Source organism: Paracoccus ferrooxidans (assembly GCF_029909815.1).
GTDB lineage: Bacteria > Pseudomonadota > Alphaproteobacteria > Rhodobacterales > Rhodobacteraceae > Paracoccus > Paracoccus versutus.
This window is the reverse complement of sequence record NZ_CP038201.1, coordinates 311,562-338,521: the sequence shown is the minus strand read 5'-3', so window position 1 is coordinate 338,521 and position 26,960 is coordinate 311,562. Positions and strand designations below refer to the sequence as shown.

The 26,960-nt window shown below is 63.9% G+C and carries 27 protein-coding genes and 6 pseudogenes; 15 read left to right on the top strand and 18 right to left on the bottom strand.

Going from position 1 to position 26,960, the window contains the following annotated elements; genetic code table 11:
• Positions 1-8: 8 nt before the first annotated feature.
• The 4 genes from E3U26_RS14690 to E3U26_RS14675 are packed head-to-tail and all read right to left on the bottom strand — an operon-like array spanning position 9 to position 3,156.
• Positions 9-1,772 (bottom strand): L-aspartate oxidase, encoded by a 1,764-nt coding sequence (locus tag E3U26_RS14690; RefSeq protein WP_499106301.1) that lies wholly within the window; start codon positions 1,770-1,772, stop codon positions 9-11.
• Positions 1,773-1,775: 3 nt separating this feature from the next.
• Positions 1,776-2,117 carry a succinate dehydrogenase, cytochrome b556 subunit gene (gene sdhC / locus E3U26_RS14685; protein WP_140848093.1) on the bottom strand — a complete coding sequence of 114 codons (342 nt, stop codon included), beginning with the start codon at positions 2,115-2,117 and terminating at the stop codon, positions 1,776-1,778.
• A complete protein-coding gene (locus E3U26_RS14680; protein ID WP_499106353.1) occupies positions 2,117-2,449 on the bottom strand; it encodes a succinate dehydrogenase in 333 nt (110 codons plus the stop codon). Before E3U26_RS14680 ends, sdhC begins: the two co-directional genes overlap by 1 nt.
• Entirely contained in the window at positions 2,449-3,156 is a 708-nt protein-coding gene (locus E3U26_RS14675; protein ID WP_499106300.1) for a succinate dehydrogenase/fumarate reductase iron-sulfur subunit, read from the bottom strand. The genes E3U26_RS14680 and E3U26_RS14675 overlap by 1 nt, the downstream gene beginning before the upstream one ends.
• 609 nt (positions 3,157-3,765) lie before the next feature.
• On the opposite strand from E3U26_RS14675, the gene E3U26_RS14670 reads away from it, so the two are divergent.
• From E3U26_RS14670 to E3U26_RS14640, 7 genes and pseudogenes are all read left to right on the top strand, one after another.
• Positions 3,766-4,536: an ABC transporter ATP-binding protein gene (locus E3U26_RS14670; RefSeq protein ID WP_036759405.1), complete on the top strand. Its 771-nt coding sequence runs from the start codon at positions 3,766-3,768 to the stop codon at positions 4,534-4,536.
• A complete protein-coding gene (locus tag E3U26_RS14665; protein ID WP_036759404.1) occupies positions 4,529-5,431 on the top strand; it encodes an ABC transporter permease in 903 nt (300 codons plus the stop codon). The genes E3U26_RS14670 and E3U26_RS14665 overlap by 8 nt, the downstream gene beginning before the upstream one ends.
• Before the next feature lie 76 nt (positions 5,432-5,507).
• Positions 5,508-6,512 carry an ABC transporter substrate-binding protein gene (locus E3U26_RS14660; RefSeq protein ID WP_036759403.1) on the top strand — a complete coding sequence of 335 codons (1,005 nt, stop codon included), beginning with the start codon at positions 5,508-5,510 and terminating at the stop codon, positions 6,510-6,512.
• 218 nt (positions 6,513-6,730) lie between these two features.
• Complete coding sequence (locus E3U26_RS14655; RefSeq protein ID WP_499106299.1) at positions 6,731-7,144, top strand: LysR family transcriptional regulator; 414 nt, start codon at positions 6,731-6,733, stop codon at positions 7,142-7,144.
• Positions 7,145-7,192: 48 nt separating this feature from the next.
• A pseudogene (locus E3U26_RS14650) lies at positions 7,193-7,648 on the top strand (ATPase, T2SS/T4P/T4SS family); the annotation flags it as partial.
• Positions 7,645-7,977, top strand: coding sequence for a TrbC/VirB2 family type IV secretion system protein (locus tag E3U26_RS14645; protein ID WP_499106298.1), 333 nt, complete (start codon positions 7,645-7,647; stop codon positions 7,975-7,977). The pseudogene E3U26_RS14650 and the gene E3U26_RS14645, both read left to right, overlap by 4 nt.
• Positions 7,977-8,136 (top strand): annotated as a pseudogene (locus E3U26_RS14640) (VirB3 family type IV secretion system protein); the annotation flags it as partial. The gene E3U26_RS14645 and the pseudogene E3U26_RS14640, both read left to right, overlap by 1 nt.
• A 63-nt stretch (positions 8,137-8,199) precedes the next feature.
• On the opposite strand, the pseudogene E3U26_RS14635 reads toward E3U26_RS14640, so the two are convergent.
• Positions 8,200-8,960: pseudogene (locus E3U26_RS14635) on the bottom strand (IS5 family transposase).
• 158 nt (positions 8,961-9,118) lie between these two features.
• Between E3U26_RS14635 and E3U26_RS14630 the strand changes: the two are divergent.
• Together E3U26_RS14630 and E3U26_RS14625 are read left to right on the top strand one after the other, a co-directional pair.
• Positions 9,119-9,274 (top strand): annotated as a pseudogene (locus E3U26_RS14630) (transposase); the annotation flags it as partial.
• On the top strand, positions 9,207-9,494 hold the full coding sequence (locus E3U26_RS14625; protein WP_116222477.1) for an FCD domain-containing protein: 288 nt from the start codon (positions 9,207-9,209) through the stop codon (positions 9,492-9,494). The pseudogene E3U26_RS14630 and the gene E3U26_RS14625, both read left to right, overlap by 68 nt.
• 173 nt (positions 9,495-9,667) lie before the next feature.
• On the opposite strand, the gene E3U26_RS14620 is transcribed toward E3U26_RS14625, so the two are convergent.
• A complete protein-coding gene (locus E3U26_RS14620; RefSeq protein WP_010400693.1) occupies positions 9,668-11,332 on the bottom strand; it encodes a BCCT family transporter in 1,665 nt (554 codons plus the stop codon).
• 243 nt (positions 11,333-11,575) lie between these two features.
• Here E3U26_RS14620 and E3U26_RS14615 point away from each other — a divergent pair.
• Positions 11,576-12,333 (top strand): IS5 family transposase gene (locus tag E3U26_RS14615; RefSeq protein WP_114669055.1). Its coding sequence is split into 2 segments (ribosomal slippage): positions 11,576-11,900 and positions 11,900-12,333, totalling 759 coding nucleotides; the frame shifts between segments, so codons are not numbered across the junction.
• An 87-nt stretch (positions 12,334-12,420) separates the two neighbouring features.
• Here E3U26_RS14615 and E3U26_RS14610 read toward each other — a convergent pair.
• Positions 12,421-12,600, bottom strand: a pseudogene (locus E3U26_RS14610) (DUF2793 domain-containing protein); the annotation flags it as partial.
• Positions 12,601-12,713: 113 nt separating this feature from the next.
• Between E3U26_RS14610 and istA the strand changes: the two are divergent.
• Both istA and istB read left to right on the top strand, forming a co-directional pair.
• Entirely contained in the window at positions 12,714-14,282 is a 1,569-nt protein-coding gene (gene istA / locus E3U26_RS14605) for an IS21 family transposase (RefSeq protein ID WP_028717560.1), read from the top strand.
• Positions 14,212-14,940, top strand: a complete 729-nt coding sequence (gene istB, locus E3U26_RS14600) for an IS21-like element ISPkr1 family helper ATPase IstB (RefSeq protein WP_024843951.1) — start codon at positions 14,212-14,214, stop codon at positions 14,938-14,940. Before istA ends, istB begins: the two co-directional genes overlap by 71 nt.
• 410 nt (positions 14,941-15,350) lie before the next feature.
• On the opposite strand, the gene E3U26_RS14595 is transcribed toward istB, so the two are convergent.
• From E3U26_RS14595 to E3U26_RS14580, 4 genes and pseudogenes are all read right to left on the bottom strand, one after another.
• Complete coding sequence (locus E3U26_RS14595; RefSeq protein ID WP_499106297.1) at positions 15,351-16,268, bottom strand: nucleotidyl transferase AbiEii/AbiGii toxin family protein; 918 nt, start codon at positions 16,266-16,268, stop codon at positions 15,351-15,353.
• The gene (locus E3U26_RS14590; protein WP_028717448.1) at positions 16,258-17,079 is read right to left on the bottom strand and encodes a type IV toxin-antitoxin system AbiEi family antitoxin; all 822 of its coding nucleotides are present in this window, start codon (positions 17,077-17,079) and stop codon (positions 16,258-16,260) included. Before E3U26_RS14590 ends, E3U26_RS14595 begins: the two co-directional genes overlap by 11 nt.
• 214 nt (positions 17,080-17,293) lie before the next feature.
• Positions 17,294-17,510, bottom strand: a pseudogene (locus tag E3U26_RS14585) (transposase); the annotation flags it as partial.
• Positions 17,511-17,790: 280 nt separating this feature from the next.
• Positions 17,791-18,548, bottom strand: a protein-coding gene (locus E3U26_RS14580) for an IS5 family transposase (RefSeq protein ID WP_499106296.1) whose coding sequence is annotated in 2 segments (ribosomal slippage) — positions 17,791-18,224 and positions 18,224-18,548 — 759 coding nt in all. Because the reading frame shifts where the segments join, the coding sequence is not laid out codon by codon here.
• A gap of 93 nt (positions 18,549-18,641) precedes the next feature.
• Between E3U26_RS14580 and E3U26_RS14575 the strand changes: the two genes are divergently transcribed.
• From E3U26_RS14575 to E3U26_RS14565, 3 genes are all read left to right on the top strand, one after another.
• A protein-coding gene (locus tag E3U26_RS14575) for an IS3-like element ISPfe1 family transposase (protein ID WP_114537220.1) occupies positions 18,642-19,795 on the top strand; the annotation gives its coding sequence in 2 pieces (ribosomal slippage) (positions 18,642-18,888 and positions 18,888-19,795; 1,155 coding nt in all).
• A gap of 93 nt (positions 19,796-19,888) precedes the next feature.
• Complete coding sequence (locus E3U26_RS14570) at positions 19,889-20,326, top strand: hypothetical protein (RefSeq protein WP_010399057.1); 438 nt, start codon at positions 19,889-19,891, stop codon at positions 20,324-20,326.
• A 62-nt stretch (positions 20,327-20,388) separates the two neighbouring features.
• Complete coding sequence (locus E3U26_RS14565; RefSeq protein ID WP_028714614.1) at positions 20,389-21,237, top strand: alpha/beta hydrolase family protein; 849 nt, start codon at positions 20,389-20,391, stop codon at positions 21,235-21,237.
• 11 nt (positions 21,238-21,248) lie between these two features.
• Here the strand turns inward: E3U26_RS14565 and E3U26_RS14560 are convergent, their stop codons facing one another.
• The 7 genes from E3U26_RS14560 to E3U26_RS14530 are packed head-to-tail and all read right to left on the bottom strand — an operon-like array spanning position 21,249 to position 26,930.
• Positions 21,249-21,782: an SRPBCC family protein gene (locus tag E3U26_RS14560; protein WP_084648159.1), complete on the bottom strand. Its 534-nt coding sequence runs from the start codon at positions 21,780-21,782 to the stop codon at positions 21,249-21,251.
• Positions 21,779-22,711, bottom strand: a complete 933-nt coding sequence (locus tag E3U26_RS14555; protein WP_232215760.1) for a vWA domain-containing protein — start codon at positions 22,709-22,711, stop codon at positions 21,779-21,781. Before E3U26_RS14555 ends, E3U26_RS14560 begins: the two co-directional genes overlap by 4 nt.
• Entirely contained in the window at positions 22,708-23,259 is a 552-nt protein-coding gene (locus E3U26_RS14550; RefSeq protein ID WP_010399067.1) for a hypothetical protein, read from the bottom strand. The genes E3U26_RS14555 and E3U26_RS14550 overlap by 4 nt, the downstream gene beginning before the upstream one ends.
• Entirely contained in the window at positions 23,256-24,263 is a 1,008-nt protein-coding gene (locus E3U26_RS14545) for a vWA domain-containing protein (RefSeq protein ID WP_010399069.1), read from the bottom strand. Before E3U26_RS14545 ends, E3U26_RS14550 begins: the two co-directional genes overlap by 4 nt.
• Entirely contained in the window at positions 24,260-25,063 is an 804-nt protein-coding gene (locus E3U26_RS14540; RefSeq protein WP_010399070.1) for a hypothetical protein, read from the bottom strand. Before E3U26_RS14540 ends, E3U26_RS14545 begins: the two co-directional genes overlap by 4 nt.
• Positions 25,060-25,914 (bottom strand): DUF58 domain-containing protein, encoded by an 855-nt coding sequence (locus E3U26_RS14535; RefSeq protein ID WP_010399072.1) that lies wholly within the window; start codon positions 25,912-25,914, stop codon positions 25,060-25,062. The genes E3U26_RS14540 and E3U26_RS14535 overlap by 4 nt, the downstream gene beginning before the upstream one ends.
• Positions 25,911-26,930 (bottom strand): AAA family ATPase, encoded by a 1,020-nt coding sequence (locus E3U26_RS14530; protein WP_010399074.1) that lies wholly within the window; start codon positions 26,928-26,930, stop codon positions 25,911-25,913. The genes E3U26_RS14535 and E3U26_RS14530 overlap by 4 nt, the downstream gene beginning before the upstream one ends.
• Between the last annotated feature and the right edge of the window lie 30 nt (positions 26,931-26,960).

Sequence of the window (26,960 nt, the reverse complement as noted above, 5' to 3'; positions counted from 1 at the left end):
GGCCCCTCTCACTGGGTTGCAACGAGCGTTTCGGGTTCATGCGCGGGCAGGATCGTTTCCCCAGGGCGGACGATGGTGAACTGCACCTGTTCGCGGCTCAGCGTCAGGTCGTCGCCCTTCTTCCGCGCGAGAGTGAAATACGAGGTCTCAAGATCGCCGCTTTCGGGGAAATCTTCGCGGAAATGCGCGCCGCGAGAGTTCTCGCGCAACTCGCCCGCCCGCGCGATGACCTCGGACACCTCGACCAGCGAGGCCAGGTTCAGCCAGTCGTGCCAGGTCAGGTTGAAGGCCAGGTTCGACGGATCGACTCCGGTCTGCATCAGCTCGTCCCGGATCTCGGCGATGCGCTTCTGGCCGCGCTGCAGGCCGGCGCCGGTGCGCATGACGCCGACATCCTCCCACATCGCCTCCTGCAGCTTGTGGCGCAGCGGCTGGATCGGCGCCGCCGTGCGCGAGAACGGATGGCAGGCGCGCGCGACCTCGGCCGCCAACACGGTTTCGTCGGGATCGCGCAGCGCACCCATGCGGCGAATGTCGGCGCCCATCACGTCGCCGGCGATGCCGCCGAAGACGGTCGAGTTCGCCACGCCATTGCCGCCCAAACGGTTCGAGCCATGCGCGCCGCCGGCATCCTCGCCCGCGACATAAAGCCCCTCCATCTCGGTGCGTGTATCGGGATCAACGACAACGCCGCCCATGAAGTAATGCGCGGTCGGCACCACCTCGACCTTGCCCGCGGCCAGGTCAAAGCCGCTGTCGGCGCAGCGCTTGACCATGCCTGCGAATTTCTTGCGCACGTTCTCGGGGCCGAGGTGGCTCATGGAAATGAACATGCCGACTTGCGCAGGATCGTTGTTCTTGCGCATCTCGGCATAGATACCGCGGCTGACCACGTCGCGCGTGGCCCGCTCGCCGCGTGCGTCATAGTCGAACATGAAGCGGTCGCCACGGGCATTCAGCAGCTGACCGCCGGCGCCACGTAGTCCCTCCTCGAGCACGGTGCCGGTCATGCGGGTATGGTCGCCCGCCAGCAGGCCCGTGGGGTGGAACTGCACCATCTCCATGTCGCGCAGCGGCAGGCCGATGCGCAGCGCCATGGCCAGCCCGTCCATGGTCTTGTCGCCCGAGGGTGTGTGATACTTGTACATGGTCGGGCCGCCGCCGGTGCCCATCATCACGCATTTGGCGCGCACGAAGCGGAACCGGCCTGTCCGCATGTCGATGAACAGCACCCCCGCCAGCGAGGCCCCGTCCGCGGTCGGGATCAGCCCGATGGCGCGGTGTTCCTGCAGCTTGCGGATCGGGCGGGCCAGCACCTGCTCCATCAGCCGGCTGATGATCTCGATGCCGGTCAGGTCGCCCTTGTGGACGGTGCGGTCGGCGGTCTGGCCAGCAAAAGCCTTTTGATGCAGTGTGCCGTCGGGATTGCGGTCGAAGAAGCAGCCGATCTCGTTTTCCAACTCGCGGATGCGGACGACGGCCTGTTCGCACAACCGCCAGGCCATGTCCTGGTTTGGCAGCCACTTGCCGCCGTTGATCGTGTCCATGAAATGCCGCTCGACCGTATCGCCGCCGCCAAGCGCGACGTTATAGCCGCCCTGCACCATGCGCGTGCAGCCGCATTTGCCGACCAGCCCCTTGACGGCCAGCGTGATCCGCGTGCCCGGCGGCGCGCTTTGCTGGGCATGCAGCGCCGCGAACAGCCCCGCCCCGCCCGAACCGAGGATCAGGATGTCGGTTTCGTCCCGTTCGATGTCGAATTTCAATGGCATGGTTCACACCGCCCGCAGAAGAAAGGTTCCGGAGATCAGGAAGGCGCCGGCAATCGTTGCCGCCGCGAGGCTTTTCTGCCGCGGCGACCAGGGCAGGAACTCCAGCGCCAGCAGGCGCAGCCCGCCGAAGAAATGTGCGGCCAACAGGAAGACCAGCCCGAATTCCGCGAATTTCACCAGCGGGTTGTCGGCGAAGCTCAGGAAGCGGTCCAGCTGCTGCGGCCGCGTCAGCGCCAGCGACAGCACATAGAAATGCGCGGGCAGGAACAGGGCCAGGGCCAGCCCCGACAGCCGGTGCAGCATATAGGCCAGCCAGAGCGGGTGTTTGCGATGCGGCTTCATCATCACAGCATCGTCACGGCCGAAACGGCGCGCGCCCCCATGAACAGAAGGACGATCCCGACGCCCCAGGTGAATATCTCAAGAAGGCGGCCCCGCAATCCGGTCGTCTCATGCAGGATGACGCGCAGGCCGATTGCCGCGTGGATGGATACCGCGACGACGAAGGCACCATAGAACAGGAACCAGGCGATGCTGCCTTGTGTGCGAGACAATATCTCCGCGCTGCTGAGGCCCCCCTGGATGGCGTAGATCATGACGGCGAGATGCCCCAGCACCAGCAGCCCCATGACCATCGCGCTCAGCCGCTGCGCCATGTAGTAATGAAGATTGAGCATCATCCCCTCCCCTTCAGGAACGACCGCGCGGCGGCGCGCTTGAGCCCGGCGATGGCACTCAGCGGATCGAGTTCGTTCGGGCAGAAGCGCGTGCAGCTGCCCTGCGAATGGCAGTTCATGCAGCCACCCGGCCCGGTCACGGTGTCGAGGACGGCCTGCCGGTCCTCCACCTTCACGTCGTTATAGAGCGTCCAGGCGCGTTGCAGCGCCGCCGGGCCGAGGTAATCGGGATTGCCCGCGACCGTATCGCAGGAGGCATAGCAGACCGCACAGTTGATGCATTCGATCGCGGTATTCGCGACGACGCGGCCGGGCTCCTCCGGGCTGACCTCCTGAATCGGTTCGGCGCGGCTGCGGCTGGGCTTGTGAACGCCGCCGGCCTTCACCCATTTGTCGAAGAACGGATCCATATCCGCCGCCAGATCCTTGATCACCGGCAGGTTCCGCAGCGGACCGATCTGCAGCTTGCCATCCGCCAGCACACGCTTGACATGGGTCCGGCAGGTCCAGCGCGGCTGGCCGTTGACCATCATCGCGCAGGAACCGCACATGCCCACGCGGCAGGCATAGCGATAGGTCAGGGACGGATCGACGGTCTGCTGAATCCAGCTGACGACATCGAGTACGGTCTGATTGTCCTGGGCTGGCACCGAGAAGGTCTCGTAGGCGCCCTGATCTCCCGATCCGCGCCAGACCGAAACCTCCATTGTCTTTGTAATCTCGCTCACAGCACACCTGTTGGCTCGTCTCGTGCTGTCACCGTATACTCGATATTATCTAACATAAAGGAACTAATACTAAATAGTTATGTAAGTAAAATTTATGATCTGATGCGAGCCGCCATGAAATGCGCGCGCCGGCGCCCGCGAAATCAACCAATCCACACAGCAAAACAGGTCGCAGACGACGATAGGCGGGCTCCGCGGCAAGTTGTTCCTGTTGACCAGCACCCTGCCCCGCAGCCGAACCGAAAGGGAGCAGGATAGATGACTGCCCCTACCCCGATACCGCCATCAACCAGTTGTCAGGTAAGGATAATCCTTGTTCCTCACCTGCCGGCGCAGGGATCTATGGTAAATTTACCTTTCATTACATATAAGAATTAATGTTTTTGTGGCAGTAAAATTTTCACATAGAGTGTTCCCACGAGGTGGCCCATGTGCTGACCGGCGCTATGCGCTGTCTCAGGGGCGCCGCCTGACCTGCAAGGAGGAATGCAGGAACCGCTATCGACCCCATTCCCCTCTTTCCGGGGGAGCAGCCAGCATCAGGGCGACCCGTATCGGGCCGCGTGCCAGAAACCGCAGGGAGGAGACATGCAGCAACAGGATCCGCTGCTTGCCGTTCGTGGCGTCACAATTCAGTACAAGACGCCACATCATCTGATCACGGCAACCTATCGCGTCAGCTTCGATGTCCATCAGGGTGACCGTTTCATCCTGCTCGGGCCGTCGGGCTGCGGGAAGTCCACACTTCAGAAGGCCGTCGGCGGCTATATCACCCCCACCGAGGGCGAAATGACGCTGAAGGGCCGCAAGATCACCCAGCCCGGCCCCGACCGGATGATGGTGTTCCAGGAATTCGACCAGCTTCTGCCGTGGAAGACGGTCAAGCAGAACGTCGCCTTCGCCTTGCAGAACGCCAAGGGCATGCCGCGCCGTCAGGCCGAGGAAAAGGCGATGGAATATGTCGAGAAGGTGGGCCTGGGCAAATTCGCCAACAGCCATCCGCACATGCTGTCGGGCGGGATGAAGCAGCGCGTCGCCATCGCGCGGGGCATGGCAATGGAGCCCGACATCCTGCTGATGGACGAACCCTTCGCCGCGCTGGACGCCCTGACCCGGCGCAAGATGCAGGACGAGTTGCTGAAGCTCTGGGACGATACCCGCTTCACCGTGCTGTTCGTCACCCATTCCATCGCCGAGGCGATCAAGGTCGGCAGCCGCATCCTGCTGCTGTCTCCGCATCCGGGCCGGGTCAAGGCCGAGCTGAACAGCACCACGGATCCGAAAGAGGCCGCCGAGCTGGAGCGCCATATCCACCAGATGCTTTTCGCCCACGAACCCGAGGAGGTGGAACATGCCTGAAGCAACCGCCCGCGTCATGCCCCATCGCCCCGGCGCCGCCACCGACCGCCCCGAGATCTATCACGACGAGGTCGAGGGGGGCGAACTGGATATCGTCGAACAGCCGCTCTCGCTTTTCCAGACGCTCTATGGCGAGCCGTGGCTGCGCAAGCTGTTCATCCTGGTCGTGCTGGCCTGCATCTGGGAAATCTACGGCCGGATTCTGAACAACGATCTGCTGTTCCCGACCTTCACGGCCACGGCCGGCGCCTTCTTCAGCTCGCTGATGAACGGCACCCTGCCCGCGGCGGCGTGGGTGTCGGTCAAGGTCCTGCTGACCGGCTATGTCATCGGCATTGCGCTGGCCGCCGCGCTGACCGCGCTGGCGATGGCATCGCGGATCGGGACGGACTTCCTCGAAACCATGACCTCGATGTTCAACCCGCTGCCGGCCATCGCGCTCTTGCCGCTGGCGCTGATCTGGTTCGGGCTCGGCAATGCCAGTCTGGTCTTCGTGCTGGTTCATTCGGTCACCTGGGCCATCGCGCTGAACACCCATTCCGGCTTTCTGGGCGTCAGCAGGACGCTGAAGATGGTCGGCCGGAACTACGGTCTGAAAGGCTTCGGCTTCATCACGAAGATCCTGATCCCGGCCGCCTTCCCCAGCATCCTCACCGGGCTGAAGATCGGCTGGGCCTTCGCCTGGCGGACGCTGATCGCGGCCGAGCTGGTGTTCGGCGTCAGCTCCGGCTCGGGCGGTCTCGGCTGGTTCATCTTCGAGAACAAGAACCTGCTGGACATCCCCAAGGTCTTCGCCGGCCTGCTGACCGTCATCGTCATCGGCCTGATCGTGGAGAACCTGATCTTCCGCACCGTCGAGCGCTACACCATCCAGCGCTGGGGCGTGCAGCACTGACATCGAACAGCCGCCTGCCCCGAAAGGGGCGGGCTTTTCACGGACAGGGAATCCGTAGCTTCAGGGAGAGAGAGACATGAAACACTTCAAGCTGGCCGCCGCGCTTGGCACAGCCATCTCGGTTTTCGGGGCATTGCCGTCGGTCGCCGAGACCGTCAATGTCCGGCTGGCCCGGCAGTTCGGCATCGGCTACATGCCGCTGACTCTGGTGCAGGAACAGGGCCTGCTGGAAAAGCACGCGAAAGAGGCCGGCGTGGATGTCACCACCGAATGGCTTCGCTTCACCGGCGGTTCGGGCATGAACGAGGCACTGCTGTCGGGCAATCTGGATATCGCTGCAGGCGGCACCACGCCGATGCTGACGATCTGGGCGCGGACGCAGAACAACCTCACGATCAAGGGCGTAGCCGCCCTGTCATCGATGCCGCTGCATCTTGTCACCACCGATCCCGAGATCGAATCGATCGCCGATTTCTCGCAAGGCGACAAGATTGCCCTGCCCGCGGTCAAGACCTCGATCCAGGCCATCACCCTGCAGATGGCGGCCGAGAAATATCTGGGCGAAGGCAAGCATGCCGACCTCGATACCTACACGGTCTCGATGGGCCATCCCGATGCGCAACTCACCCTTCTGGGCGGCCAGTCCGAGATCAACGCCCATTTCGGCTCACCACCCTTCCAGAACCAGGAGGTGAAGGATGGGCAGGCCCGCAAGATTCTCGACAGCTACGACGTCCTGGACGGTCCCCACACCTTCACGGTCCTCTGGGCCAAGAACGATTTCGTCGAGAAAAACCCCCAGGTCGTCGGAGCGCTCATGGCCGCGCTTGAGGAAAGCATCGCCTTCATCAAGGAAAACCCCGAAGAGGCTGCGCAGATCTGGGCCGGGGCCGAGAGCACGAACCTGACCCAGGAAGAGATCGTCGCCCTGATCCAGGATCCGCAGACCAAATGGACGACCACGCCCGAGCGCCTGCTGCCCTATGTGAACTTCATGGCGCGGGTCGGGCTGATCGCCAGCGATACCGACGACTGGCGCGACCTGTTCTTCGACACGGTCCATGACCGCGACGGAAGCTGACTTTTCTTTTGTGTGCATCGTAAGGGGAATGCTGAGGCGGTCTATTTCCTGGATAGTCAGTACTGTGTTCGATCAGCGGGCGCTGCTGCGCCCGCTAAAGCCTTTTTCTACCTGGCTCTAAGCCAGAAATCCTCAGACCAAGTGGCGCTTCCATCAGCCCAGTTCCGTGGAGCTTGCAGTCCAGAACGATCTATTGCGCCCATCGCACGAGGCTCATTATGCCTGACATCGCCCTCGATCTCCGCTTTCTCCACTATGCGATCCTCGTCGCGCGCCTCGGCAGCTTCAGCGCGGCGGCCGAGAGCCTCGATCTATCGTACACGACCGTCAACCGCCGCGTCAGCCTCCTGGGGCGAAGGCGGTGTTTCCAGCTCTTCGAGCGCGACGCGACTGGAGCCCACCTCACCCCTGCCGGAGCCAGGTTCGTGGAGGATACCGAGCGCGGAATGACCACGCTCCTTCGGGCGGTCGACAGCGCCCGAAACTTCAAGAAGGGCGCAACCGGAATTCTGCGCATCGGCATCATGACCTCCCTGTCCGGCGGGTTCCTTGCCGAATTGCCTAACACCTTCCATCCGAAGTACCCGGAGGTCAGGTCGAAATCAGCGAGGTCACCTCGGAGTCAGGCGTAACAGGGGTGCTCTGGGGGCATCTCGACCTGGCATTTCTTCCGCGGACGGATCATCGAGGACACCCGCGAACTGCAATGCGCTGCGCCCAACCTTGTCGCCATGCGCACCAAGGATGGTGTCGCTACGCTGTCCGATCTGGTCCGGTCCTCGCTGCGCCTGCGCCCCGACCGCATCCCGATCGGCGAGGTGCGCGGTGCCGAGGTCCTCGACCTGCTCAAAGCCTGGGCGACCGGCCATCCGGCGGCATCGGCACCATCCATGCCGGATCCGGGATCGGCGCATTGCGGCGGCTCGAACAGCTGATCCAGGAGGCCGTCGTCACCGGTGCCGCGCGCCCTGATCGCCGAGACCATCGATCTTATCGCCGTGCTTGCCGGCCGTGGTGCATCCCGCCCGCTGGTCGAACTCGCCCGCGTGGAAGGCCTCGGCCCGGATGGCGACTACCGCATCGCCTCCGTCATTCCCGATACCGACACGACAGAAAACACTGGAGAACCAGAATGATCCGTCCTGCCCTGCGCCTCCGCCATCGCACCGCGATGGCCGCGACCGCTGCCTATGTCAGTCTGTTCATCGCTCCGGCCGCACATGCTGCCGGTTCCTCGATGCCCTGGGAAGCGCCGCTGCAATCTATCCTCGATTCGGTCGAAGGACCGGTGGCGAAGATCGTGGCAGTGATCATCATCATCGTCACCGGGCTGACCCTGGCCTTCGGGGACACAGGCGGCGACTTCCGGCGCCTGATCCAGATCGTCTTCGGCATCTCCATTGCCTTCGCGGCCTCCGGCGTCTTCCTGTCCTTCTTCAGCTTCGGCGGCGGGGCGCTGGTGTGATGTCTGCCGGGCTGGAACAACTGGACGCGGTTCCAGGCTTCTCGGTCCCGGTGCATCGCGCCCTGACCGAGCCGATCCTGCTCGGCGGGGCGCCTCGGAGCGTCGCCATCCTCCAGCGCCACGCTGGCCGGGGCTGTCGGCCTCGGGTTGCAGCTTTGGCAGCGGTGCCGCTCGGCTTTCCAAGCAAGGTGCCGAGCGCTACAAATTTTCGAAAGCTCTAGGTCATGTTGACAAATGGCGGAGCCAGAGGCGGATCGACGTGATGTCGATGAAGCCCAGGAAGCTTTCGGCGGTCTTGTCGTAGCGGGTGGCGACGCGACGGGCATTCTTGAGCTTGTTGAAGCACCGCTCAACGAGATTGCGCAGGCGGTAGAGCCTGCGGTCAACGGCGACCCGTAGCTTCCGGGTTTTGCGCATGGGGATGACCGGCACCACGTCGCGCACCTCCATGGTCTTGCGGATGTTGTCGGAGTCGTAGCCGCGGTCTGCGAGCAGAACGCTTGGCTCGGGCAGGTTGTCAGCCATGACCAGATCGAAGCCGAGGTAGTCCGATGTCTGCCCGGCCGTGATCTCGGTTCTCATGGGCAGGCCTGCCGCATTGACCCGCAGATGGATCTTGGTCGTGAAGCCACCTCGCGAGCGGCCGAAACCTTGGCGCGGAGTCCCCCTTTTGCGCCCGCTGCCTGATGATGAGCGCGAACCACGGTGCTGTCGATCATCTGCAGCGCATCCGGCACGATCCGGCTCTCGTTCAGCGCCTCCAGGATCTGTTCCCACAGCCCCGCCAACGTCCAGCGCCGGAACTGCCGATAGACAGACGACCATTTGCCGAACTCTTCCGGCAGGTCGCGCCAGGGCGACCCCGTTCGGGCGATCCAGAAAATCCCATCCAGAACAAGCCGATGGTTCGTGGGCTTGCGGCCGTTCGGAGAACGGACAGCCAGGATGAAGCGTTCAAAGAACGCCCACTCGTCGTTCGACATCAGGTTTCGTGCCACGCTGGTCTCCATTGCAGATACCAGCTTGAATCACGATCACCGCGCCCGGTGAATCCCTTTTGTCAACACGCCCTAAGCGTTCTGCTGGGGCTTGCCGGGCTGGACGTAGGTCAGGGCGATGCCCTGCTTCTCGGCCCAGGTCAACAGCGTGGGTCCGCGCCGTCGAAATCACCGGGAGCCATATCGGTGACGCACCGGTTCTACCCGACCTGCTCAGCCAGATCCCGGAGGATGAGCAGATCGGAAGTGTCACCGCAGATGGTGCCTATGACACCCGCAAGTGCCACGATGCCATTGCCATCCTGCATCCTCGTGGACAGTTTCCGCGTGGTTACCCGGCAGACCTGGGCGATCGGCTGGCGCTCGCGCGCGACCCATGAGAACCGGCAGGAGAACATCCGCTGCCACGAACGCATCGCAACCGCGATCCTCGTCCAGGATCCCGGCCGCGCCGAAGCCGCCATCGATGAACATTTCGACAGCGCCGTCACCGTGCTGCTGCGGGCCGGCGTGAGGTAAGGGTTGAGAGGCAAGGTTGTCCGAACTGCTGACTGAATGAAACTTGCTTCAGGTGACCTGAACCATTTGAAAGAAAGGGTGCCTCACGCTCTGGCGACAACTTCGAACTGCAGCGCGATGCGGTCAACGGAAATGGGCGGACGCCTGTCCGCCCATTCAGCGTCGTTTCAACCTCAGGCCAGTTCCCGCTTTTCACCCAGCAGGCCCTTGACGATGGCCCAGCAGGCGCCCAGCAGCACCAGCGTGAAGGGCAGCCCGGTCGAGACCGCCATCGCCTGCAGGGCCGTGAGCCCGCCGCCCAGAAGCAGGGCGATGGCGACCAGTCCCTCGAAGCTGCACCAGAAGATGCGCTGCGGCACCGGGGCGTGGATCTTGCCGCCCGCCGCGATGGTGTCGATCACCAGCGAACCGGAATCCGAGGAGGTGACGAAGAATACGATCACCAGAACGATGCCGATGAAGCTCGAGATCGCGGTCAGCGGCAGTTGCGACAGCATTTGGAACAGCTGCAGTTCCAAAGCCGCGTCCGTGACGCCCGTGAAGCCCGCCAGCGTCTCGGAAATCGCAGTGCCGCCAAAGGCCGTCATCCACAGCACCGAGATCAGCGAGGGCACGATCAGCACCGCGGTCAGGAACTGCCGCACGGTGCGCCCGCGCGACACCCGGGCGATGAACATGCCGACAAAGGGCGACCAACTGATCCACCAAGCCCAATAGAAGGCCGTCCAGCCGTGACGGAAGTTGTCGTCGCTGCGCCCGAACGGGTTGGACAGCGGCAGGATCTTGGCGCCATAGGCGGCCAGGTTGCCGAAGAACCCCGTCAGGATCTGCCCGGTCGGCCCGGCGAGGATCACGAAGAGCAGCAGCAGGACCGCCAGCACCATATTGATCTCGGACAGGCGCTTGACGCCTTTCTCGACGCCCAGCACCACCGAGGCTGTGGCCACTCCCGTGATGATGACGATCAGGACGATCTTGGCGGTTATCGCGGTGCTCCAGCCGAACAAGAAATGGAAACCCGCCGATGCCTGCTCTGCGCCGATCCCCAGCGAGGTGGCCAGCCCGAACAGCGTCGCCATCACTGCCAGCACATCCACGACATGGCCCGGCCAGCCCCAGACCCGTTCCCCCAGGATTGGATAGAAGACCGAGCGCAGTGTCAGCGGCAGTCCCTTGTTGTAGGCAAACAGCGCCAGGGCCAGGGCCACCACCGCGTAGATCGCCCAAGGGTGCAGGCCCCAGTGAAAGATCGTCGCGGCCATCGCCAGACGCCGCGCGCCCAACTCGTCCCCCGGCGCACCGTCCAGCGGCGCCCAATCGGTGCGCACGCCGTTCTCGACCACCGGCCCGCCCAAGGCGGCGGTGAAATGCCCCAGCGGCTCGCTGACGCCGTAAAACATCAGGCCGATGCCCATGCCGGCGGCAAAGAGCATGGAGAACCAGCCGGTCAGGGAGAAATCCGCCGTGGCCTCGGGACCGCCCAGCCGGACCGAGCCCAGCGGCGACAGGATCAGGCCAAGGCACAGCAGCACGAAGACATTGCCGGCGATCAGGAAGAACCAATCGAAATTGCTGGTGACCACCTCGCGCAATCCGCCGAAGAACGGCCCCAGGACCGAGGGGAACAGCAGCGTGGCCGCGGTAAAGAGCACCACCGCGACGCCGGAGATCATGAAAACCGGGTTGTGGATGTCGAACGCGACCGGCTTGACACCTTCGATATTGTCCTGACCGATCTCGTAATCGGTCACGATAACCTGGGTCGGGCCCTCGGGCGGCGGCAGGGCCTCGATGCTGGCGTCGGGGGTCGACGGTTCGGGTGAGCTTATCTGTGACATGCGTCCCTTTCTCATTTGGATTCGATCGGGCGCCGATGGCTTCGACTCGACGCAAAACCCGCTTGCAGGGACAAGGGTTTCACATTTCTTTGATCATCGCCACCACAAGGAAGCCTTTGATCGGAGGTTCCGTCTCTTCCCAGGAGAAATGAAGCCGTGTCCCGCGATCATGGGATCTAGGGTCAGGACCCATTGATTTCTGCGAGGCTGCGTGATTCACGGTTCGAAAAACGAGCGGTGAACATGTCTGATCTCTTCTGGTTGACCGACGCCCAGATGGCGCGTCTTGAGCCCTATTTTCCGAAGTCCCACGGCAAACCCCGCGTCGATGATCGGCGTGTCTTGAGCGGGATTATCTTCATCAATCGCAATGGGTTGCGTTGGCGCGATGCGCCTGCGGAATACGGCCCCCACAAGACGCTCTACAACCGATGGAAGCGGTGGAGCGACAAGGGCATCTTTGCGCAGATGATGGCTGGCCTGGCAGCCGATCACGGCGAGGAAAAGACGGTCATGATCGACGCGACTTATCTCAAAGCCCACCGAACCGCGACCAGCATGGCCGCGAAAAAGGGGGGCGTGGACGCCTGATTGGCCGAACGAAGGGCGGCATGAACACCAAGCTGCACGCCGTCTGTGACAGTCAGGGACGCCCACTCAATCTTTTCGTCACCGCCGGGCAGGTCAGCGACTACATCGGCGCACGGGCTTTGCTGGGTAGCTTGCCAAACGTGGAATGGCTGCTCGGGGACCGGGGCTATGACGCCGACTGGTTCAGAGACGCGTTGAAAGACAAAGGGATACGCACCTGCATCCCCGGCCGAAAGCAGCGCAAGACGCCCGTGAAATACGACAAGCGACGCTACAAACGGCGCAATCGCATCGAGATCATGTTCGGCAGGCTCAAGGATTGGCGACGTGTGGCGACCCGATACGACAGATGCCCAAAGGTCTTCCTCTCCGCCATCGCACTCGCGGCGCTCGTCATTTATTGGCTATGAGTCCTGAGCCTAATGCTCGGCAAGGGTTCGTGTCCATCGTCACGATCAAGGTGCTGAAGCCGTCCTCAGCTCGTTTGACCACCTCCTTCAGCCGATCTTCGCGCCCCAAAAGGACGTCTGGTCGGCGGCGAAATAGCCGTCCGCGACTCGGAAATACCCCTGCAGCTCGACGGTGTCACCGACGGTGAGCGGGACCATCGTCTGAAGCCAGAGCGCCGTTGCCTCTGAGACATGCGCGCCGCTGATCTCGCCGAACGAGCCCCGAATTGTGAACCGGCGTGCAAAATTGACCCCGTAACGGGGTAATCGGCTTCCAAAAATGACCCCCCTTACGCTGATGGTCATGATGCCTCCGAGGCTATCGGGGGGCACAGTGTGGGATGCTGGTTGTGGAGACGATTGCGAAGATCCGCCGGGCGTATTTCCAGGACAAGAAGTCGATCAAGCATATCTGCCGAGAGCTGCGGGTATCGCGGAACACGGTTCGGAAGGTGATCCGGTCCGGCGCAACGGAGATGACTTACGAGCGAACCGTCCAACCGCAGCCGAAGATCGGTCCCTGGAAAGGCAAGCTCGACGAGATGCTGGCGGCGAATGCGCGCAAGCCGAAGCGCGAGCGGCTGACCCGCATCCGGATTTTCGAAGAGCTCAGGGCCCTCGGATATGACGGCGGCTACGACGCGGTCCGACGCTATGCGGCTTCGTGGTCGCAGGCGGAGCAGGAAGCGTCAGCCGCCGCCTATGTGCCACTGAGCTTCGATCCGGGTGAAGCCTACCAGTTCGACTGGAGTCACGAGGTCGTTCTGATCGACGGCGTGACCACCACGGTGAAGGTGGCTCACGTCCGGCTTTGTCATAGCCGGATGCTGTTCGTCCGGGCCTACCCGCGAGAGACGCAGGAAATGGTGTTCGATGCCCATGACAAGGCCTTTGCCTTCTTCGGCGGCGCCTGTGCGCGTGGGATCTACGACAACATGAAGACGGCGGTGGACACGATCTTCGTCGGCCGCGACCGCGCGTATAATCGCCGGTTCCAGCAGATGTGCGGACACTACCTTGTCGATCCCGTCGCCTGCACCCCCGCGTCCGGCTGGGAGAAGGGACAAGTAGAGAACCAGGTTGGCGTTGTCCGGCGGCGGTTCTTCGTGCCGCGGCCGCGCTTCAAGAGCTACGCGGAACTCAACGCCTGGCTTCAGGATCGCTGTATTGCCTGGGCCAAGGCCCATCCGCACCAGGAATTGCGTGATCGGACAATCTGGGACGTGTTCCAGGATGAGCGGGCGAGCCTGGTGCCCTACGTCGGCCCTTTCGACGGATTCCATGCCGTGCCGGCCTCGGTGTCCAAGACCTGCCTCGTTAGGTTCGACAAGAACCGCTACTCGGTCGATGGTCGCGCCGTCGGCCGTCCGGTCGAGATCCGCGCCTATGCCGAGCGGGTCGAGGTCTGGCAGGACGGCAAGATCGTCGGCCGGCACGACCGCGCCTTCGGGCGCGACAAGGCCATCTATGACCCGCTGCACTACATCCCGGTGCTGGCCCGCAAGCCCGGCGCCCTTCGAAACGGCGCTCCCTTCAAGGAATGGGAACTGCCGCCGGCGATACGACGCGTCCAGCGTAAGCTGGGGCGCGTGCCGAACGGTGACCGTCAGATGGTCCAGATCCTGAGCATGATCCCAACGGATGGACTGGAAGCCGTCGAGGCTGCCTGCGTCGAGGCCCTGACCGAAGGCGCCCCGGCGGCATCGGTCGTTCTGAACATCCTGGCCCGACATCGCGAGCCACCACCTCCGTTGACCATCGCCACGCCGGACGCGTTGCGCCTGACCTGCGAGCCCGTGGCCGACTGCAAACGCTACGACAGCCTCAGGAGACCCCGCCATGGAAAGATCACAGGTGCTGGACGCGATGGGCCAGTTGAAGCTCTACGGCATGAAGGCCGCCTACGATGAGATCATCGCCACGGCGGTGAAGCGACAGCACGAACCGCAGCAAATCGTGGGCGACCTGCTGAACGCCGAGATCAGCGAGAAACAAGCTCGCTCGATCAAATACCAGATGACCATCGCCAAGCTGCCCTTGGCCAAGGAAGTCGACGAGTTCAGCTTCGAAGACACGCCCGTAAACGAAACGCTGGTGCGCGATCTGGCCTCCGGAGAGTTCCTCGAGCATCAGCGTAACGTCGTCCTCATCGGCGGCACCGGGACCGGCAAATCCCACCTTGCCGTCAGCATCGCCCGGGCCTGCATCCGCCGTGGCAAGCGCGGCCGCTTCTTCAACGTCGTGGACCTGGTGAACAAGCTGGACGCCGAAGCCCGCGCCGACCGACAGGGACGCACTGCGGATCTCCTGTGCCGCCTCGACTTCCTGATCCTCGACGAGTTGGGATATCTGCCGTTCGCCCAGACGGGTGGCCAGCTCCTGTTCCACCTCATCAGTCGCCTTTACGAACGCACCTCGATCATCGTGACGACGAACCTCGACTTCGGCGAATGGCCGACCGTCTTCGGAGACGCGAAGATGACAACGGCGCTCCTCGACCGACTGACCCATCACTGTGACATCGTCGAGACCGGCAACGAGAGCTGGCGCTTCAAGACGCGGGAATGACCGAGACGCCGCTGGCCCGATCCGGTTGCGCTGTATGGAGGCTACACCGCATCGGGCCAGCTACCCGTGCTGACCAAGCGGGGTCATTATTGGGCGCCGAAAGGGGGTCAAAGTTGCGTGCCGATTGACAGCCGTGGGACTTCGGAAAATAGGGCTCAAGACGCGCCATCTGGGCGTCGGTCAACCAGAAGAGATCAGACATGTTCACCGCTCGTTTTTCGAACCGTGAATCACGCAGCCTCGCAGAAATCAATGGGTCCTGACCCTAAACTCGTCGCTTAGTATAATACATTGCTATCGTTTATGAAACTCTGTTTTCGAAGTAGTCACACCTCGTATTTATCGCTGGAGACCGGACAGGAGAACTGCGGCCGGATGTCGCCGAAACGAAAAGACAACCACAACTGCGGCTAGCTGAACAGCCCTTCCAGTACAGAACGTTGCTGCGCATGCTTGCCTGGGTTGTGGTTCTTCAGCTTCTCCAGATTGATCAGCTTCCAACCAACCGCAGGCAGGTCAGCCGCCCGCGGCCGTTCGATGGCATCGAAATCGGGCGTGCCATCATGCAGGCTCAGGAGAAACGTCCTGGCCTTTTCATCAAGGCGAGACCGGATGTCCGCGACCAGCCGTTTGCGGGTTTTGAGCAGGTCGTCAAGACTGACACGGACCTTTGTCATGCCTTCAAACTCCTTCGTATAGGGCTGGTCGAGGTCGATAAAGTTCGGGTTCAGAAGTTCATGCGCGGGACGCGATGAGCAGGCAATGTAGATCAGGAAGGTCCGGAACAGATCCTCTGTCAGACCTTCATTCTCGTACAGCAGCTTGATGTCATAGAGGTCACGCGGATGCTGGCGGTCCACTGCGGCATGCAATTTGCCTCCGAACAGGTCCTCGAAGGAAACCACCTGCATCTCTGCATAACCGAATTCGTCCTCAACCGCATCTGACACCGGGCGCATCTCGGGATCGTGGACGGCGCCACGCATGACCGGCGAGGTCTCGATCTTGATCTCGGCGTTTCCCAGACGAGCGAGAACACGGGTGGCACCGCCTCCCCCGCCTTGGATGCGTTGCGTCTTCGCACCGGCTATGCTGCCCTCGATGGCGGCGGCGATGCGATCCATTGCCTCGTTAATCTCAGTGAGGCTTTCACGGCGATCCTTGATCGGCAGGTAGGTCAGATCGATATCGACCGACAGGCGGGGCAGATCGCGGTAGAACAGATTGATCGCCGTGCCGCCCTTGAGCGCGAATGCCTTTTCCTTCGCGACATGCGGGAGCAGGCGCACGAGCAGCGCGACTTGGATTTCATAATCCTCACGTGCCATCGCCAGCCTCAGTCGCTACGAATTCCTCCGGCACCACGATACGGTACCGTGGGTGTATCCTGCCGCCCTTTACCAAGGCGCGGTCGCCGCTGCCAAGGTTGAATTCCTCGGGATCAAGGCGCTTGCGCCATGGGTGGCCGTGGCGATCAGCGAAGACGAAGAACAGCCGCCTCACCTTGATCTTCCTGCAACTGTACAGCAGCGCCGACAGCATCTTCGGGCGCAGCGTCGTCAGGCTCTCGAATACCATGTCGAGGTTGTGAAAGCTTTCATGGTCGGGCAGCTCATCGATAGCTTCGAGGATTGCCCGTTCGGGAGACGACATCCTGAGCTGCCAGTCCCAAGGAAGGGTTTGCCCGGCATCCGTGGTATCATCGGGAAGGCCCAGCTTCGGATCGCCAAAAAGAGACCTGCTGCGCGTCTCGATCGGCGCGTTCAGCGGCAGCTTCGAAAGCCAGTTCGGTATCGCTTCGCCATAGACCCATACCGGGGCGTTGCCGCCCAGGCGCAGGTAATGACCGTGACCCTGCTGGGCGAGCGCCGTCATGCCACCGACATGGACATCGTAGCGCATGATGTGCTGGACTGAGAGCAGGCAGATCTTCCAGTCGATCGTATCCGAAGCAGAAGTGCCCGGAAACGGGCGACGGAAAAGGCCTCGGGTAACTCGCTCGAGCCAGCCGCGCTTGACATAGTCGCGAAAGGTCTCGTAGGCGACACCATGCGCGGTGAGCCACGCGGCATCGATCAGATACCCTGTGGGTACTGCATCAAGAACCTTCTTCAGGTTTTGAGATCTTTCGGTCGCCATGACGCTTATGATGGCATATTTTCAAAGCAGACACCATGAGTCTCTTTAAAAAATGTCCAACTACGGTGCTCCAAGCACTCCAATCACGAATTTCTCAAGGACCGCTCGTGCATACGACACCCCTGCAGACCAGAACATGTCGGCGCGAATCGAAAAGCCATGCTCGACAACGCGATCCTGAAGGATGTCGCATCGCGAAAGTGGTAACGCCCGCCGTAAAGCGGGAAGCGGTGGCGGATGTCGTGAGGGTCCGACGGGTCGTCAGGTCATAGACATCAGCGCATCCGCAGGCCGGACAGACCGGCGCGCCGTCTGTCTCTGGCCAGCGCAGCCGGCAGAACCGGCGATAGGCGGCCTCCTCGCCAGCGGAAAAAAATCACCTTGAGCGAAAGTGTTCGTGCCGCCGCGGAGAGAAGAAAGTGCTGTGCTATGGAGGCCTCCAGGGTCATCATGTTCATATAATGTTCTATGAGGGCCACTGCGTCAACGATTTGGTGCGTTTGCTACCTAACAGGCTGCTGAAAAAGTCCTTGCGACAGGACAGCGCGGACGGGGAACCGGGAAATCCGCCTCAAATTTGCCGAAGACACCCCATCTCCGGGCCGATATTAGCTGGATCCAGAACGATTTCCGCTGCGTCGTCCTCTCAAGATCCTTTTTCAGCAGCCTGTTAAACTCCGATCAGATCCAGGCAGGGCCTAGGGTCAGGATTCATAACCAGTATATAACGAGGGCGGCGAGGGCGATGGCCGAAAGGAAGACCTTCGGGCACCGGTCATATCGGGTGGCCACACGCCTCCAATCCTTGAGTCTTCCGAACATGATCTCGATGCGATTGCGCCGCTTGTATCGGCGTTTGTCGTACTTGACCGGCTTCTTGCGTTTCTTTCGGCCTGGGATACAGGCGCGTATCCCTTTGTCCTGCAACGCTTCTCTGAACCAATCTGCGTCATAGCCACGATCCCCGAGCAGCCATTTGACGTTTGGTAGGCCGCTGAGCAATGCGCGTGCGCCGATGTAATCGCTGACCTGTCCGGCGGTGACGAACAGGTCGATCGGTCGTCCCTGACTGTCGCAGATGGCGTGCAGCTTGGTGTTCATGCCGCCTTTGGTTCGACCGATAAGACGACCGCGCCCCCCTTTTTGGCGGCCATGCTGGTCGCCGTTCGATGGGCCTTGAGATATGTCGCGTCGATCATCACGGTCTTCTCTTCGCCGTGCTCAGCGGCCAGACCTGTCATCATCCGGGCGAAGATGCCTTTCTCGCTCCACCGCTTCCACCGGCTGTAGAGCGTCTTATGCGGACCATACTCCTTCGGCGCATCCCGCCAACGCAAGCCATTGCGATTGATGAAGATAATCCCGCTCAAAACCCGCCTATCATCGACCCGAGGCTTACCATGAGGCTTGGGAAAGAAAGGGGCCAGGCGTGCCATCTGCGCGTCGGTCAGCCAGAAGAGATCGCTCATGTCACCGCTCCGTTTTCGAAGCCGTTGACCTGCCCCCCGGAAGTTCCCTCGCTGTGATGTAGAGTCTGCCCAACCTGAGAAGGAGCAGACGACATGAGGAAAAGCCGGTTCACCGAGGCGCAGATTATCGGGATGATCAAGGAGCAGGAGGCGGGTTTGCCGACTTCCGAGCTTTGCCGGAAGCACGGGTTGAGCCCCGCGACGTTCTACAAGCTCAAGGCGAAGTATGGCGGGATGGACCTGTCGGACGCCAAGCGGCTGAAGCAGCTCGAGGACGAGAACGCGAAGCTGAAGCGCCTTCTGGCCGATGCCATGCTGGACAACGTGGTTCTGAAGGATCTCTTGGGAAAGCCCTGACGACACCGGTGCAACGGCGGGACGCGGTGCTGCGGGCGATGAAGGATCATCCGATCTCTCAGCGTCGGGCCTGTGTCCTGATCGGTGTCGATCCGAAGACGGTGCGGCGTGACAGGCCACCCGACAACCCGGAAATCCGTGAGGAGATGCACAAGATTGCCGAGAAGCGCCGGCGGTTCGGCTACCGGCGCGTGGGCATCCTGCTGGAGCGCAAGGGCATGATCATGAACGAGAAGAAGCTCTATCGCATCTACCGGGAAGAGGGCCTGTCGGTGCGCCGCAGGCGTGGCCGCAAGAGGGCACGAGGTAGCCGGACGCCAATACCAGCGCCGTTGAGGCCAAACCAGCGGTGGTCGTTAGACTTCCTGTCCGACACGTTCGGGGCCTGCCGCAAGTTCCGCATTCTGGCTGTGAACGACGATTGCTGCCGCGAGAACCTGGCGTTGATCGCTGACACGAGCATCTCTGGGGCTCGGGTGGCACGGGAACTGGATGCGCTGGTCAGGATTTACGGCAAGCCCGCTTGCATCGTCAGCGACAACGGAACCGAGTTCACCAGCAAGGCCATCCTGAAATGGGCCAACGCGAACGGCGTCGAATGGCACTACATCGACCCGGGCAAGCCGCAGCAGAATGGCTACATCGAAAGCTTCAACGGCAGCCTGCGCGACGAATGCCTGAACGAGGAAATCTTCGACAGCCTGGCTGATGCCCGCCGCAAACTGGCCCTCTGGCGCTACGACTACAACAACGTCAGGCCCCATTCCTCGCTGGGCAACAAGACCCCGTCCGACGCGCGCCGAGCGCTTGAGCAATCTGAGGGCTCCGCGCCCGGCGCGCTTGCCACACCCGAAACCAACCAATATCAACCCCAAGGACTCTCGTTATGAACGAGGGACGACCGGGGGGCAGGTCACAAGCCTTAACCCTTCGACCACGGCTATAAAGTAAATTACCCACTTAGCTTGAATTGGAGAAGCAGCATGAATGGAGAATTCGTCGTCATAGCCTTTCTTGCAGTCAACATGACATTCTCTGCATCAGCACAGCCCGCCCCATTGGAAGAGTTGTTTCTTGAGGTTTCAGCAGGCGAGAATGGGGAGCCCACAATATCGCAAGACGAGTTCCAACTTTCCAAGAATGAATACTATCGCCTCAATTTCGTCTGTGCGGAAGATGTCGGGGACACAGGATTTCAATTCGAGTCCGTGCCTTTACTGTCGAACTCGCATCTGAGAGTCGTCAGTGTTGAAGGCCAAGAGATTCATATGCAGGGGCTGAGTTTTCATACCCTCCAATGCGACGAGGCAGGAACGATACGCTTCAGTTTTTATCCGGTCCGCTCCGGCACCTTTGAGTTCACTGTGCAAGACCACGATGAACCGGCCAATATCACCAAGGGCAAGTTTGTGGTCGAATAGAATGCTCAAACCAAATCTACAAAGCTTCAAGGCCGTTAATTATCCGCAATTGAAGGGTTGCCATGCGCAAAGGATTGTCAGCCAGCGCGGTTCTTGCCCTGATGGCAGTCCCTGTTCATGGAGAAACATTATCGCTGACCCTCGACCGAGGCATTGCTGCTACCGTTGAGATACCGGCAGGACACGGAAAATTTCCTGCCGTATTGATGTTTCACGGACTAGGTTCCAGCCGTGATGAGGTCGGCATCATATTCGCCGATACCGCAACGGCGTTGGCCAGGAATGGTATTGCCTCGCTTCGGATCGATTTTCGGGGCTTTGGCAAATCGGACGGTGATACGGGTGCATTCACATTAGAGCGGCAGAACGAGGACGCGGCGATTGCATTGCAGGCGCTGGCCGCGATGGATAAGGTCGATGCCGGGCGTATCGGCGTGATGGGCTTTTCCTTCGGTGCAGGAGCCGCCATCGAATTGGCTGCGGCTCAACCGGAAGCCATCAAGTCGCTTGTCGTCTGGGCACCCGTGGGCAATTACCATGACGACATGCTGGATAGCCTGGGCCAGCGCGCCTTCGATCTGGCGGCACGGGACGGCATCGTCGGGCTGGACCTGGGCTGGCGGACCATGGCGCTGAAACGGGGCTTCTTCGACAGCCTGGGTCGGCACGACCTTCTGGCGGGGCTGCGGGCCTATGACGGGCCGCTCATGACCGTGAACGGCAGCGACGATCCCTATCGCAAATACACGCCCGCGCTGATCGAGGCAGCGGCGGGCGCAGACAAGCGGGCCGTGGTGATCGAGGGCGGCGACCACGTCTTTCATGTCTATACCCCCAGCCGCTCGCTGGCCCCCGAGGTCATCGAGGCGACCGTCGAGCGGTTCAGGGACACGCTTGGCAAGACGCGCTGATCGGGGCGCGCTCAGCCGCCGGTCTCGGCGGCGGCCTTGATGCCGGCCAGGGCGTCATCGACATATTTCTCCATGGCAGCGACGGCGGCCTCGTCGCTGAAACGCTCCTCGGGCTCGTTGGTCGTGTCGGCGCGGAAGAAGCTGGCCTGCCAGGCGACGCTTGCACCGTCGCCGTCCGGTGTCACCGTGATGCTGTTGGTATAGAAGCTGACCGGGAACACCTCGATGTCCTCCCTGGACAGCCGCCAGCGGATCGTCATTGTCTCGGTGCCGATATCGTCGATGCCGTCGACTAGCGTGCCGCCCGACTTGAACGCGATGCTGCGCTTCGCGCCGGCGCCCCCGCCCTCCATGCTAGCCTCGGCGATGGCCGGATGCCAGGCCGCGATCAGGACCGGATCGGCAAGCAGGGCCCAGACCTTCTCGGGGGGCGCGGCCACCTTGACGCTGCGCGACAGTTGCTGCGGCGTCGGGCCATGAGCCAGCAGCGGGGTCGCGGCCAGCGCCGCCAGTGCCGAGGCCAGCAGGATTCTGCGGTTCATCATGGGATCTCCTTCCTTGCATGAAGCGGGGTGGCCAGCAGCGCGGCCAGCAGCGCGGCCAAGGCCAGCGCGCCGAAAGCGGGCGACAGGCTGCGATGGGTCGCGACCCGACGCGCCGGGGCGTGGGCGGCCAGCGCCGCCTGCAAGGCCACAGGCCCCGCCGAGAGCCGCGCGAATCCCATGCCGCGTTCGCCGGCAAGCCGGGTCAGGTATTCCGCACGCATCGCCGACAGGTGTTCGGATCCTTCCAGGTCGGCTTCGCCATAAGGGTTGTTGCGCGGGTGAAAGCCGGGCCGATCCGCCGCATCCGTGGGCGGGGCGCCGATGCGGGCCGGGGCGTGCTGCACGTCGTCGGGTCCGTAAAAGCCGGTCTCGCGGCCCAGGTCGTCGAATTTCGGGATCGGCGCGGGCTGGTCGCCGCCCGCCCCCAAGATGACGCCGCCGGGGTTGTCCTCGCGCCAGTCGTCCGGCCCGGAATACGGCAGGGGCGGGGCTTCCTGTCCGTCGGTGACGAAGATCAGCGCCGCATCCAACCCCCGCGCCCGGTTCAGCGCATGGTTCAGCCCTTTCGAGATCATGCTGTCGCCTTCCCAGGCCATGCGCCAGTCCAGGCCGGCCAGGATGCCGGCCAGCGCGGCATAGTCGGTGCAGATCTCGACCGGTTCGATCAGCGTCAGGCTGCGGCGTTCGGTAAAGAAGCCCAGGCCCACGCGGGCACCACAGGGCTGGCTGGCGATCCAGCGCGTCAGCACGTCCCGCGCCGCATCCAGCCGCGAAGCGCCGTCCATGTCGCGCACGTTCATCGAGCGGGTGATGTCCACCACGATCAGCACGTCGCGCAGCTCGCGCCGGCCCTCGATGCGCGGCCCTGCCGCGGCGACCAGAGCCAGCCCGGCGGCCAGTGCGGGCAGGATGGCGCGGGCCGCAGTCACGGCGCCCCCCGCGGCAGGCCGGGCAGGTCGGTCCACAGCCGGCGCGGCCGGGTCTCGGAGTCTTCGTCGCCGTCCTGTCCTTCGCGCGGCATGTCGCGGACCAGGCGCGTGGCCAGGTCCAGGTTCACCTTGGCGTCGAAATTGCCGGGTCGGGCGCGCAGCGCCTCGCGATAGGATGCCTTGGCCAGGTTGATCAGCGCGGTGGCCTCGTCGATGCGATTGCGCTCGATACGCTCGAACCCCATGCGCATCCGGGCATTGCCGATGGCGTAGTGGTATTCCGAGCGCAGGCCGGGCGGGGCGGTGGCCAGCCCGGCCAGCAGCGTCTCGGCCTCTTGCGGCCGGTCGCGCAGCACCAGGAAAAGCGCGCGGGCATGGGCGGCGCGCGGATCGGCCGCCTGGCGCAGCGCGACGTCGCTGCCGCCTGCCAGGCTGCGGATGGCGCGATTGTCGACGGCCATCCCCCAAAGCTGCCAGCCCGACCACAGCACCGCGCCGGCCGCGAGCGCGACCCAGGCCAGCAGCGCGGGAAAGCCCAGCCGTCTCATACCGGGACCAGCAGGGGCGCGGGGCAGCGGGGGGCATAGCGTCGTTCGAGCCAGCGGGCCGCCGCCAGCGCCGCGCAGCACAGAAAGGCCAGCAGATAGCAGGCCCAGGCCAGGTCGCGGCGCGGCACCGGGCGGCGGGTCAGGATCGGGCGGGATTCCATGCGCCCGATCTCGGTCACGGCATCCTCGACCGCGCCGGGGCTGTCGGCCTCGAAGGCGTGATAGGGCAGGCCCAGGCTTTGCAGGAAGATATGCAGGTGCCGCTCGGGGCGCAGATGCGGGGTGTCGGCCTGGCCGGGCTCGGGCACCTCGAAGATGCCCTTCGCGCCCTTGGTGCGCAGGTAGAGCCAATAGATGTTGACCTGCCGGCGCGCCGCCAGGTTGCGCAGCGCGGTCTGGACCTCGGGCGCGATGACCGCGGCCCCGTCGCTGACCAGCACCACGGCACGCGAGTCACTGGCCGATGCCTCATCCGCCATCTCCATCGCCAGGGTCAGGCCGCGGCCCACATCGGTCTGGGACAGGCCCGGCTCGGCCAGGGCGGCAACGGCGGCGGCGATGGCGGTCCGGCTTTCGGTCATCGGCAGCACCAGCATCGGGGCGGTGGAAAAGGCGGCGATGCCGATGCGGTCGTCGGGGCGGCGGGCGATGAAGTCCAGCAGGATGCGCCGCGCGGCGCTGGCCTTGCTTTCGTCGCCCCCCTGCGGCGAGCGCCCGGCGAAGGTGTCGTCCATGCTGGAGGAGCGGTCGATCAGCAGCACCAGGTTCGTGCCGATGCCGCGATAGGCGACGCTGCCGCCGCGCAGATAGGGCTGGGCAAGGCCGAGGATCAGCGCCGCCGGCGTCAGCAGCGCCAGTGCAACCAGCAGCGGGCCGATGGCGCGCCCCTCGACCGCACGCAGGTCCAGCCGCGGCACGGCGGATGTCCGCAGCCAGCGGATGACCAGCGGCAGCAGCGCCAGCGGCAGGGCGAAAAGCGCGGCTGGCCAGGCGAAACCGATCATCGCCGCCCCCGCTCGATGGCCGCGAGGTCGCGGGCGAGTTGCGGGATGTCCTGCACGGGGCCGGATCCCAAGCCGAAGAAGGCCGCGTCGGAGGCCGCGAAAAAGCCGCGCAGCCGCTCGGCCAGCGGCGCGAATTGCGGCGCATCGGCCAGGAAGCGGTCGAGCTCGGCCCCGATCAGCACCCGGCCGAAACTTTGGTCGAAGGCGCGGTGCAGGGCACGGCGGGCCTGCCGCTCGGGCAGGTGGACCACCGCGCGCGCGGCGCGGGTGAAGGGTCGCGCCGCGCGGCGGTGGAACGGGAACCAGCCCTGCTGCCAGGCAAGCGCCAGCACCCCCGCGACCAGCGCGACGGCCGAGGCCAGCAGCCGCAATCCTGCCGGCATCGGGTCGATCAGGTGGAACGGCGGGTCCGGCTGCAACTGGTCCGGCGTCGAGGGCGCCAGGATCGGCCGGATCGGCGCGGTGACATAGCGAAAGCCCGGCAATTCCAGCGCCGTGCCATCAACCAGCCGGATCGCCGATGCCGGCACCTGCCGTTCGCGCGGCTCTAGCGCCGAATAGAAGTTCTGCCAGCGCAGCGTCAGTTCCGTGCCGCCGGCGATGTCGCGCCGTGCCACGTCGCGCAGGTCCAGCCAATAGTCCACGGCGCGCGGCCGGGGCAGCGAGGACGGATCCACCTGCCCCTGGATGCGGATGCGCTGCACCAGTTCGTCGCCCAGCCACCAGCCATAGGGCCGCGGGTTCTCGACCTGTTGCGCAAGCGCCGGAAACGGCAGCAGGAGCAGCGCCAGCCATTTCATAGCGGTGCCTCGGAAAGCGAAGCGGCCAGTTCTGCCACGTCGATGCTGTCGGTGATCTCGATCGGCGAAAGGCCGTGCTCGGCCAGGACGCGGCGCAGGGCGGCCTGCCGGTTCCGCACCCGTTGGGCTTGGCGCGCCGCCCAGCGACGCGTGGTCAGCACGGTGCGGCGGCGTCCGGTTTCCGGGTCGCAAAGCTCGGCCAGGCCCAGGCGCGGCGGCGGTGCGTCAAAGCCGCTGTCGCGCAGCCAGACGGGCAGCACGGGACGCGGCCGCAGCGCGGCCAGCAGCGCGGCCAGCTCGTCAGGCGACAGCTCGAAATCCGAGATCAGCACCACAAGGATCCGCTCTTGGGGCAGATCATGCGCCATGGCCTCCAGCGCCGCCGTGCCCCGGCCCGCAGGCACCAGCGGCAGATCCAGCAGGTCCGCGGCAAGGCTGCGCCGCGTGGGCGGCTGGTCGTGAAGCACCCGGTCCCCGGCGCAGACGGTCAGCGAGAACGGGTCGCGCGCCCGCCGCGCGGCCTGCGCAAAGCCTGCGGCCAAGAGCCGCGCCAGGCCCGCGCGATCGGCATGGGCCACCGCACCCAGCGAGGCCGAGGCATCCAGCGCCACGTGCAGCCGCAGGTCGGTGCGGGTCTGGAACCGCCGCACATGCAGCACGCCCAGCGGGTCGGTGATCGAGCGGCGCAGGTCCAGCCGCCGGGGATCGGGATGCGCCAACAGCGGCGCGATATCGGCAAAATTCTCGCCCGCGCCGCGCATCCGGCCGGCATGGGCGCCCATGCGCAACCCCGGCAGCCCCTGCGTCAGCCGCCATGCGAGGGCGTCGAACAGGTGCAGTTGGGCGTTCATGCGGCAGGAACCGGAATCGTCGCGAAGGCCGCGTCGATCAGCGCCGGAACCAGCGCCTCGCGCCGCGGCTCGTAGGCGGGCGACAGGAAGATGCGATGCGCCATCACCGGGGCCAGCACGGCGCGCACGTCCTGCGGCAGCACGGCTTCCCGTCCCTCCAGCCAGGCGCAGGCGCGGGCGGCGCGGACGAGATGCTGCATCCCGCGCGGACTGACGCCGCCGCGGATCAGGCGGGCGGCGTCGGCGCCCTCCAGCGCCAGCCCGGCCGAGGCGGGATTGCGCAGCGCCTCGCACAGGTCGAACACATAGCGCCGCAGCGCCGGGCTGGCATGGGTGCCGGCCTGGACCCCCGCTGCCAGATCGTTCAACCCGCGATAGGGCAGGATGCCCTGCCCGACCTCGGCGATCAGGGCGGTGGTGTCGTGAAAGCGCGGCTCGAAGGCCAGGGCCACGCGGTCCTCGGGCGCGGCGGGCGCATTGACGGCGATCTCCATCAGGAAACGGTCGCGGGCGGCGGCGGGCAGCTCGAAGGTCTCGTCGCGCTCGATCTGGTTGCGGTCGGCGAAGACCTGCAAATGCGGGAAATGGTATTCGCGGCGGAACGCCGACAGGCTGCGCTCGGCCATCAGGCGCAAGAGAAGCGCATGGACCTGCGGACGGGCGCGGTTGATCTCGTTGAAGAAGAAGACCGCCAGTTCCTCGCCCTGCTCCAGCACCGGGCCGGGCTCGATCCGGGGGCGGCCATCCTCGGCGATATGCGCGGAATAGATCAGGTCGGTCGGCAGCAGGTCCACCGTGCCCTCGGCCCGGCCATAGGGGCCGCCCAGCGCGCGGGCCATGGCGCGCAAAAGCGTGGTCTTGCCGGTGCCGACATCGCCCGCCAGCAGCACATGGCCCCGGCACAGCGCGGAAATGAGCAGCAGGCGGATGGTCCGCGCCTGCCCCAGAACGACGCCGTTCAGCGCCGCTTCGGCGTCGCGGAACCGGGCGTGCCAGTCCGAAATATTGCTATCCATGATCCGTCCCGAATGTCACGCTGCGCGTGG

What these genes read in the sequence shown, in the direction of transcription:
- E3U26_RS14690 (WP_499106301.1), bottom strand. Translation starts at nt 1,772, where the DNA reads ATGCCATTGAAATTCGACATCGAACGGGACGAAACCGACATCCTGATC.
- sdhC (WP_140848093.1), bottom strand. Translation starts at nt 2,117, where the DNA reads ATGATGAAGCCGCATCGCAAACACCCGCTCTGGCTGGCCTATATGCTG.
- E3U26_RS14680 (WP_499106353.1), bottom strand. Translation starts at nt 2,449, where the DNA reads ATGCTCAATCTTCATTACTACATGGCGCAGCGGCTGAGCGCGATGGTC.
- E3U26_RS14675 (WP_499106300.1), bottom strand. Translation starts at nt 3,156, where the DNA reads ATGGAGGTTTCGGTCTGGCGCGGATCGGGAGATCAGGGCGCCTACGAG.
- E3U26_RS14670 (WP_036759405.1), top strand. Translation starts at nt 3,766, where the DNA reads ATGCAGCAACAGGATCCGCTGCTTGCCGTTCGTGGCGTCACAATTCAG.
- E3U26_RS14665 (WP_036759404.1), top strand. Translation starts at nt 4,529, where the DNA reads ATGCCTGAAGCAACCGCCCGCGTCATGCCCCATCGCCCCGGCGCCGCC.
- E3U26_RS14660 (WP_036759403.1), top strand. Translation starts at nt 5,508, where the DNA reads ATGAAACACTTCAAGCTGGCCGCCGCGCTTGGCACAGCCATCTCGGTT.
- E3U26_RS14655 (WP_499106299.1), top strand. Translation starts at nt 6,731, where the DNA reads ATGCCTGACATCGCCCTCGATCTCCGCTTTCTCCACTATGCGATCCTC.
- E3U26_RS14645 (WP_499106298.1), top strand. Translation starts at nt 7,645, where the DNA reads ATGATCCGTCCTGCCCTGCGCCTCCGCCATCGCACCGCGATGGCCGCG.
- E3U26_RS14625 (WP_116222477.1), top strand. Translation starts at nt 9,207, where the DNA reads ATGAGCAGATCGGAAGTGTCACCGCAGATGGTGCCTATGACACCCGCA.
- E3U26_RS14620 (WP_010400693.1), bottom strand. Translation starts at nt 11,332, where the DNA reads ATGTCACAGATAAGCTCACCCGAACCGTCGACCCCCGACGCCAGCATC.
- istA (WP_028717560.1), top strand. Translation starts at nt 12,714, where the DNA reads ATGCTGGTTGTGGAGACGATTGCGAAGATCCGCCGGGCGTATTTCCAG.
- istB (WP_024843951.1), top strand. Translation starts at nt 14,212, where the DNA reads ATGGAAAGATCACAGGTGCTGGACGCGATGGGCCAGTTGAAGCTCTAC.
- E3U26_RS14595 (WP_499106297.1), bottom strand. Translation starts at nt 16,268, where the DNA reads ATGGCACGTGAGGATTATGAAATCCAAGTCGCGCTGCTCGTGCGCCTG.
- E3U26_RS14590 (WP_028717448.1), bottom strand. Translation starts at nt 17,079, where the DNA reads ATGGCGACCGAAAGATCTCAAAACCTGAAGAAGGTTCTTGATGCAGTA.
- E3U26_RS14570 (WP_010399057.1), top strand. Translation starts at nt 19,889, where the DNA reads ATGAATGGAGAATTCGTCGTCATAGCCTTTCTTGCAGTCAACATGACA.
- E3U26_RS14565 (WP_028714614.1), top strand. Translation starts at nt 20,389, where the DNA reads ATGCGCAAAGGATTGTCAGCCAGCGCGGTTCTTGCCCTGATGGCAGTC.
- E3U26_RS14560 (WP_084648159.1), bottom strand. Translation starts at nt 21,782, where the DNA reads ATGATGAACCGCAGAATCCTGCTGGCCTCGGCACTGGCGGCGCTGGCC.
- E3U26_RS14550 (WP_010399067.1), bottom strand. Translation starts at nt 23,259, where the DNA reads ATGAGACGGCTGGGCTTTCCCGCGCTGCTGGCCTGGGTCGCGCTCGCG.
- E3U26_RS14545 (WP_010399069.1), bottom strand. Translation starts at nt 24,263, where the DNA reads ATGATCGGTTTCGCCTGGCCAGCCGCGCTTTTCGCCCTGCCGCTGGCG.
- E3U26_RS14540 (WP_010399070.1), bottom strand. Translation starts at nt 25,063, where the DNA reads ATGAAATGGCTGGCGCTGCTCCTGCTGCCGTTTCCGGCGCTTGCGCAA.
- E3U26_RS14535 (WP_010399072.1), bottom strand. Translation starts at nt 25,914, where the DNA reads ATGAACGCCCAACTGCACCTGTTCGACGCCCTCGCATGGCGGCTGACG.
- E3U26_RS14530 (WP_010399074.1), bottom strand. Translation starts at nt 26,930, where the DNA reads ATGGATAGCAATATTTCGGACTGGCACGCCCGGTTCCGCGACGCCGAA.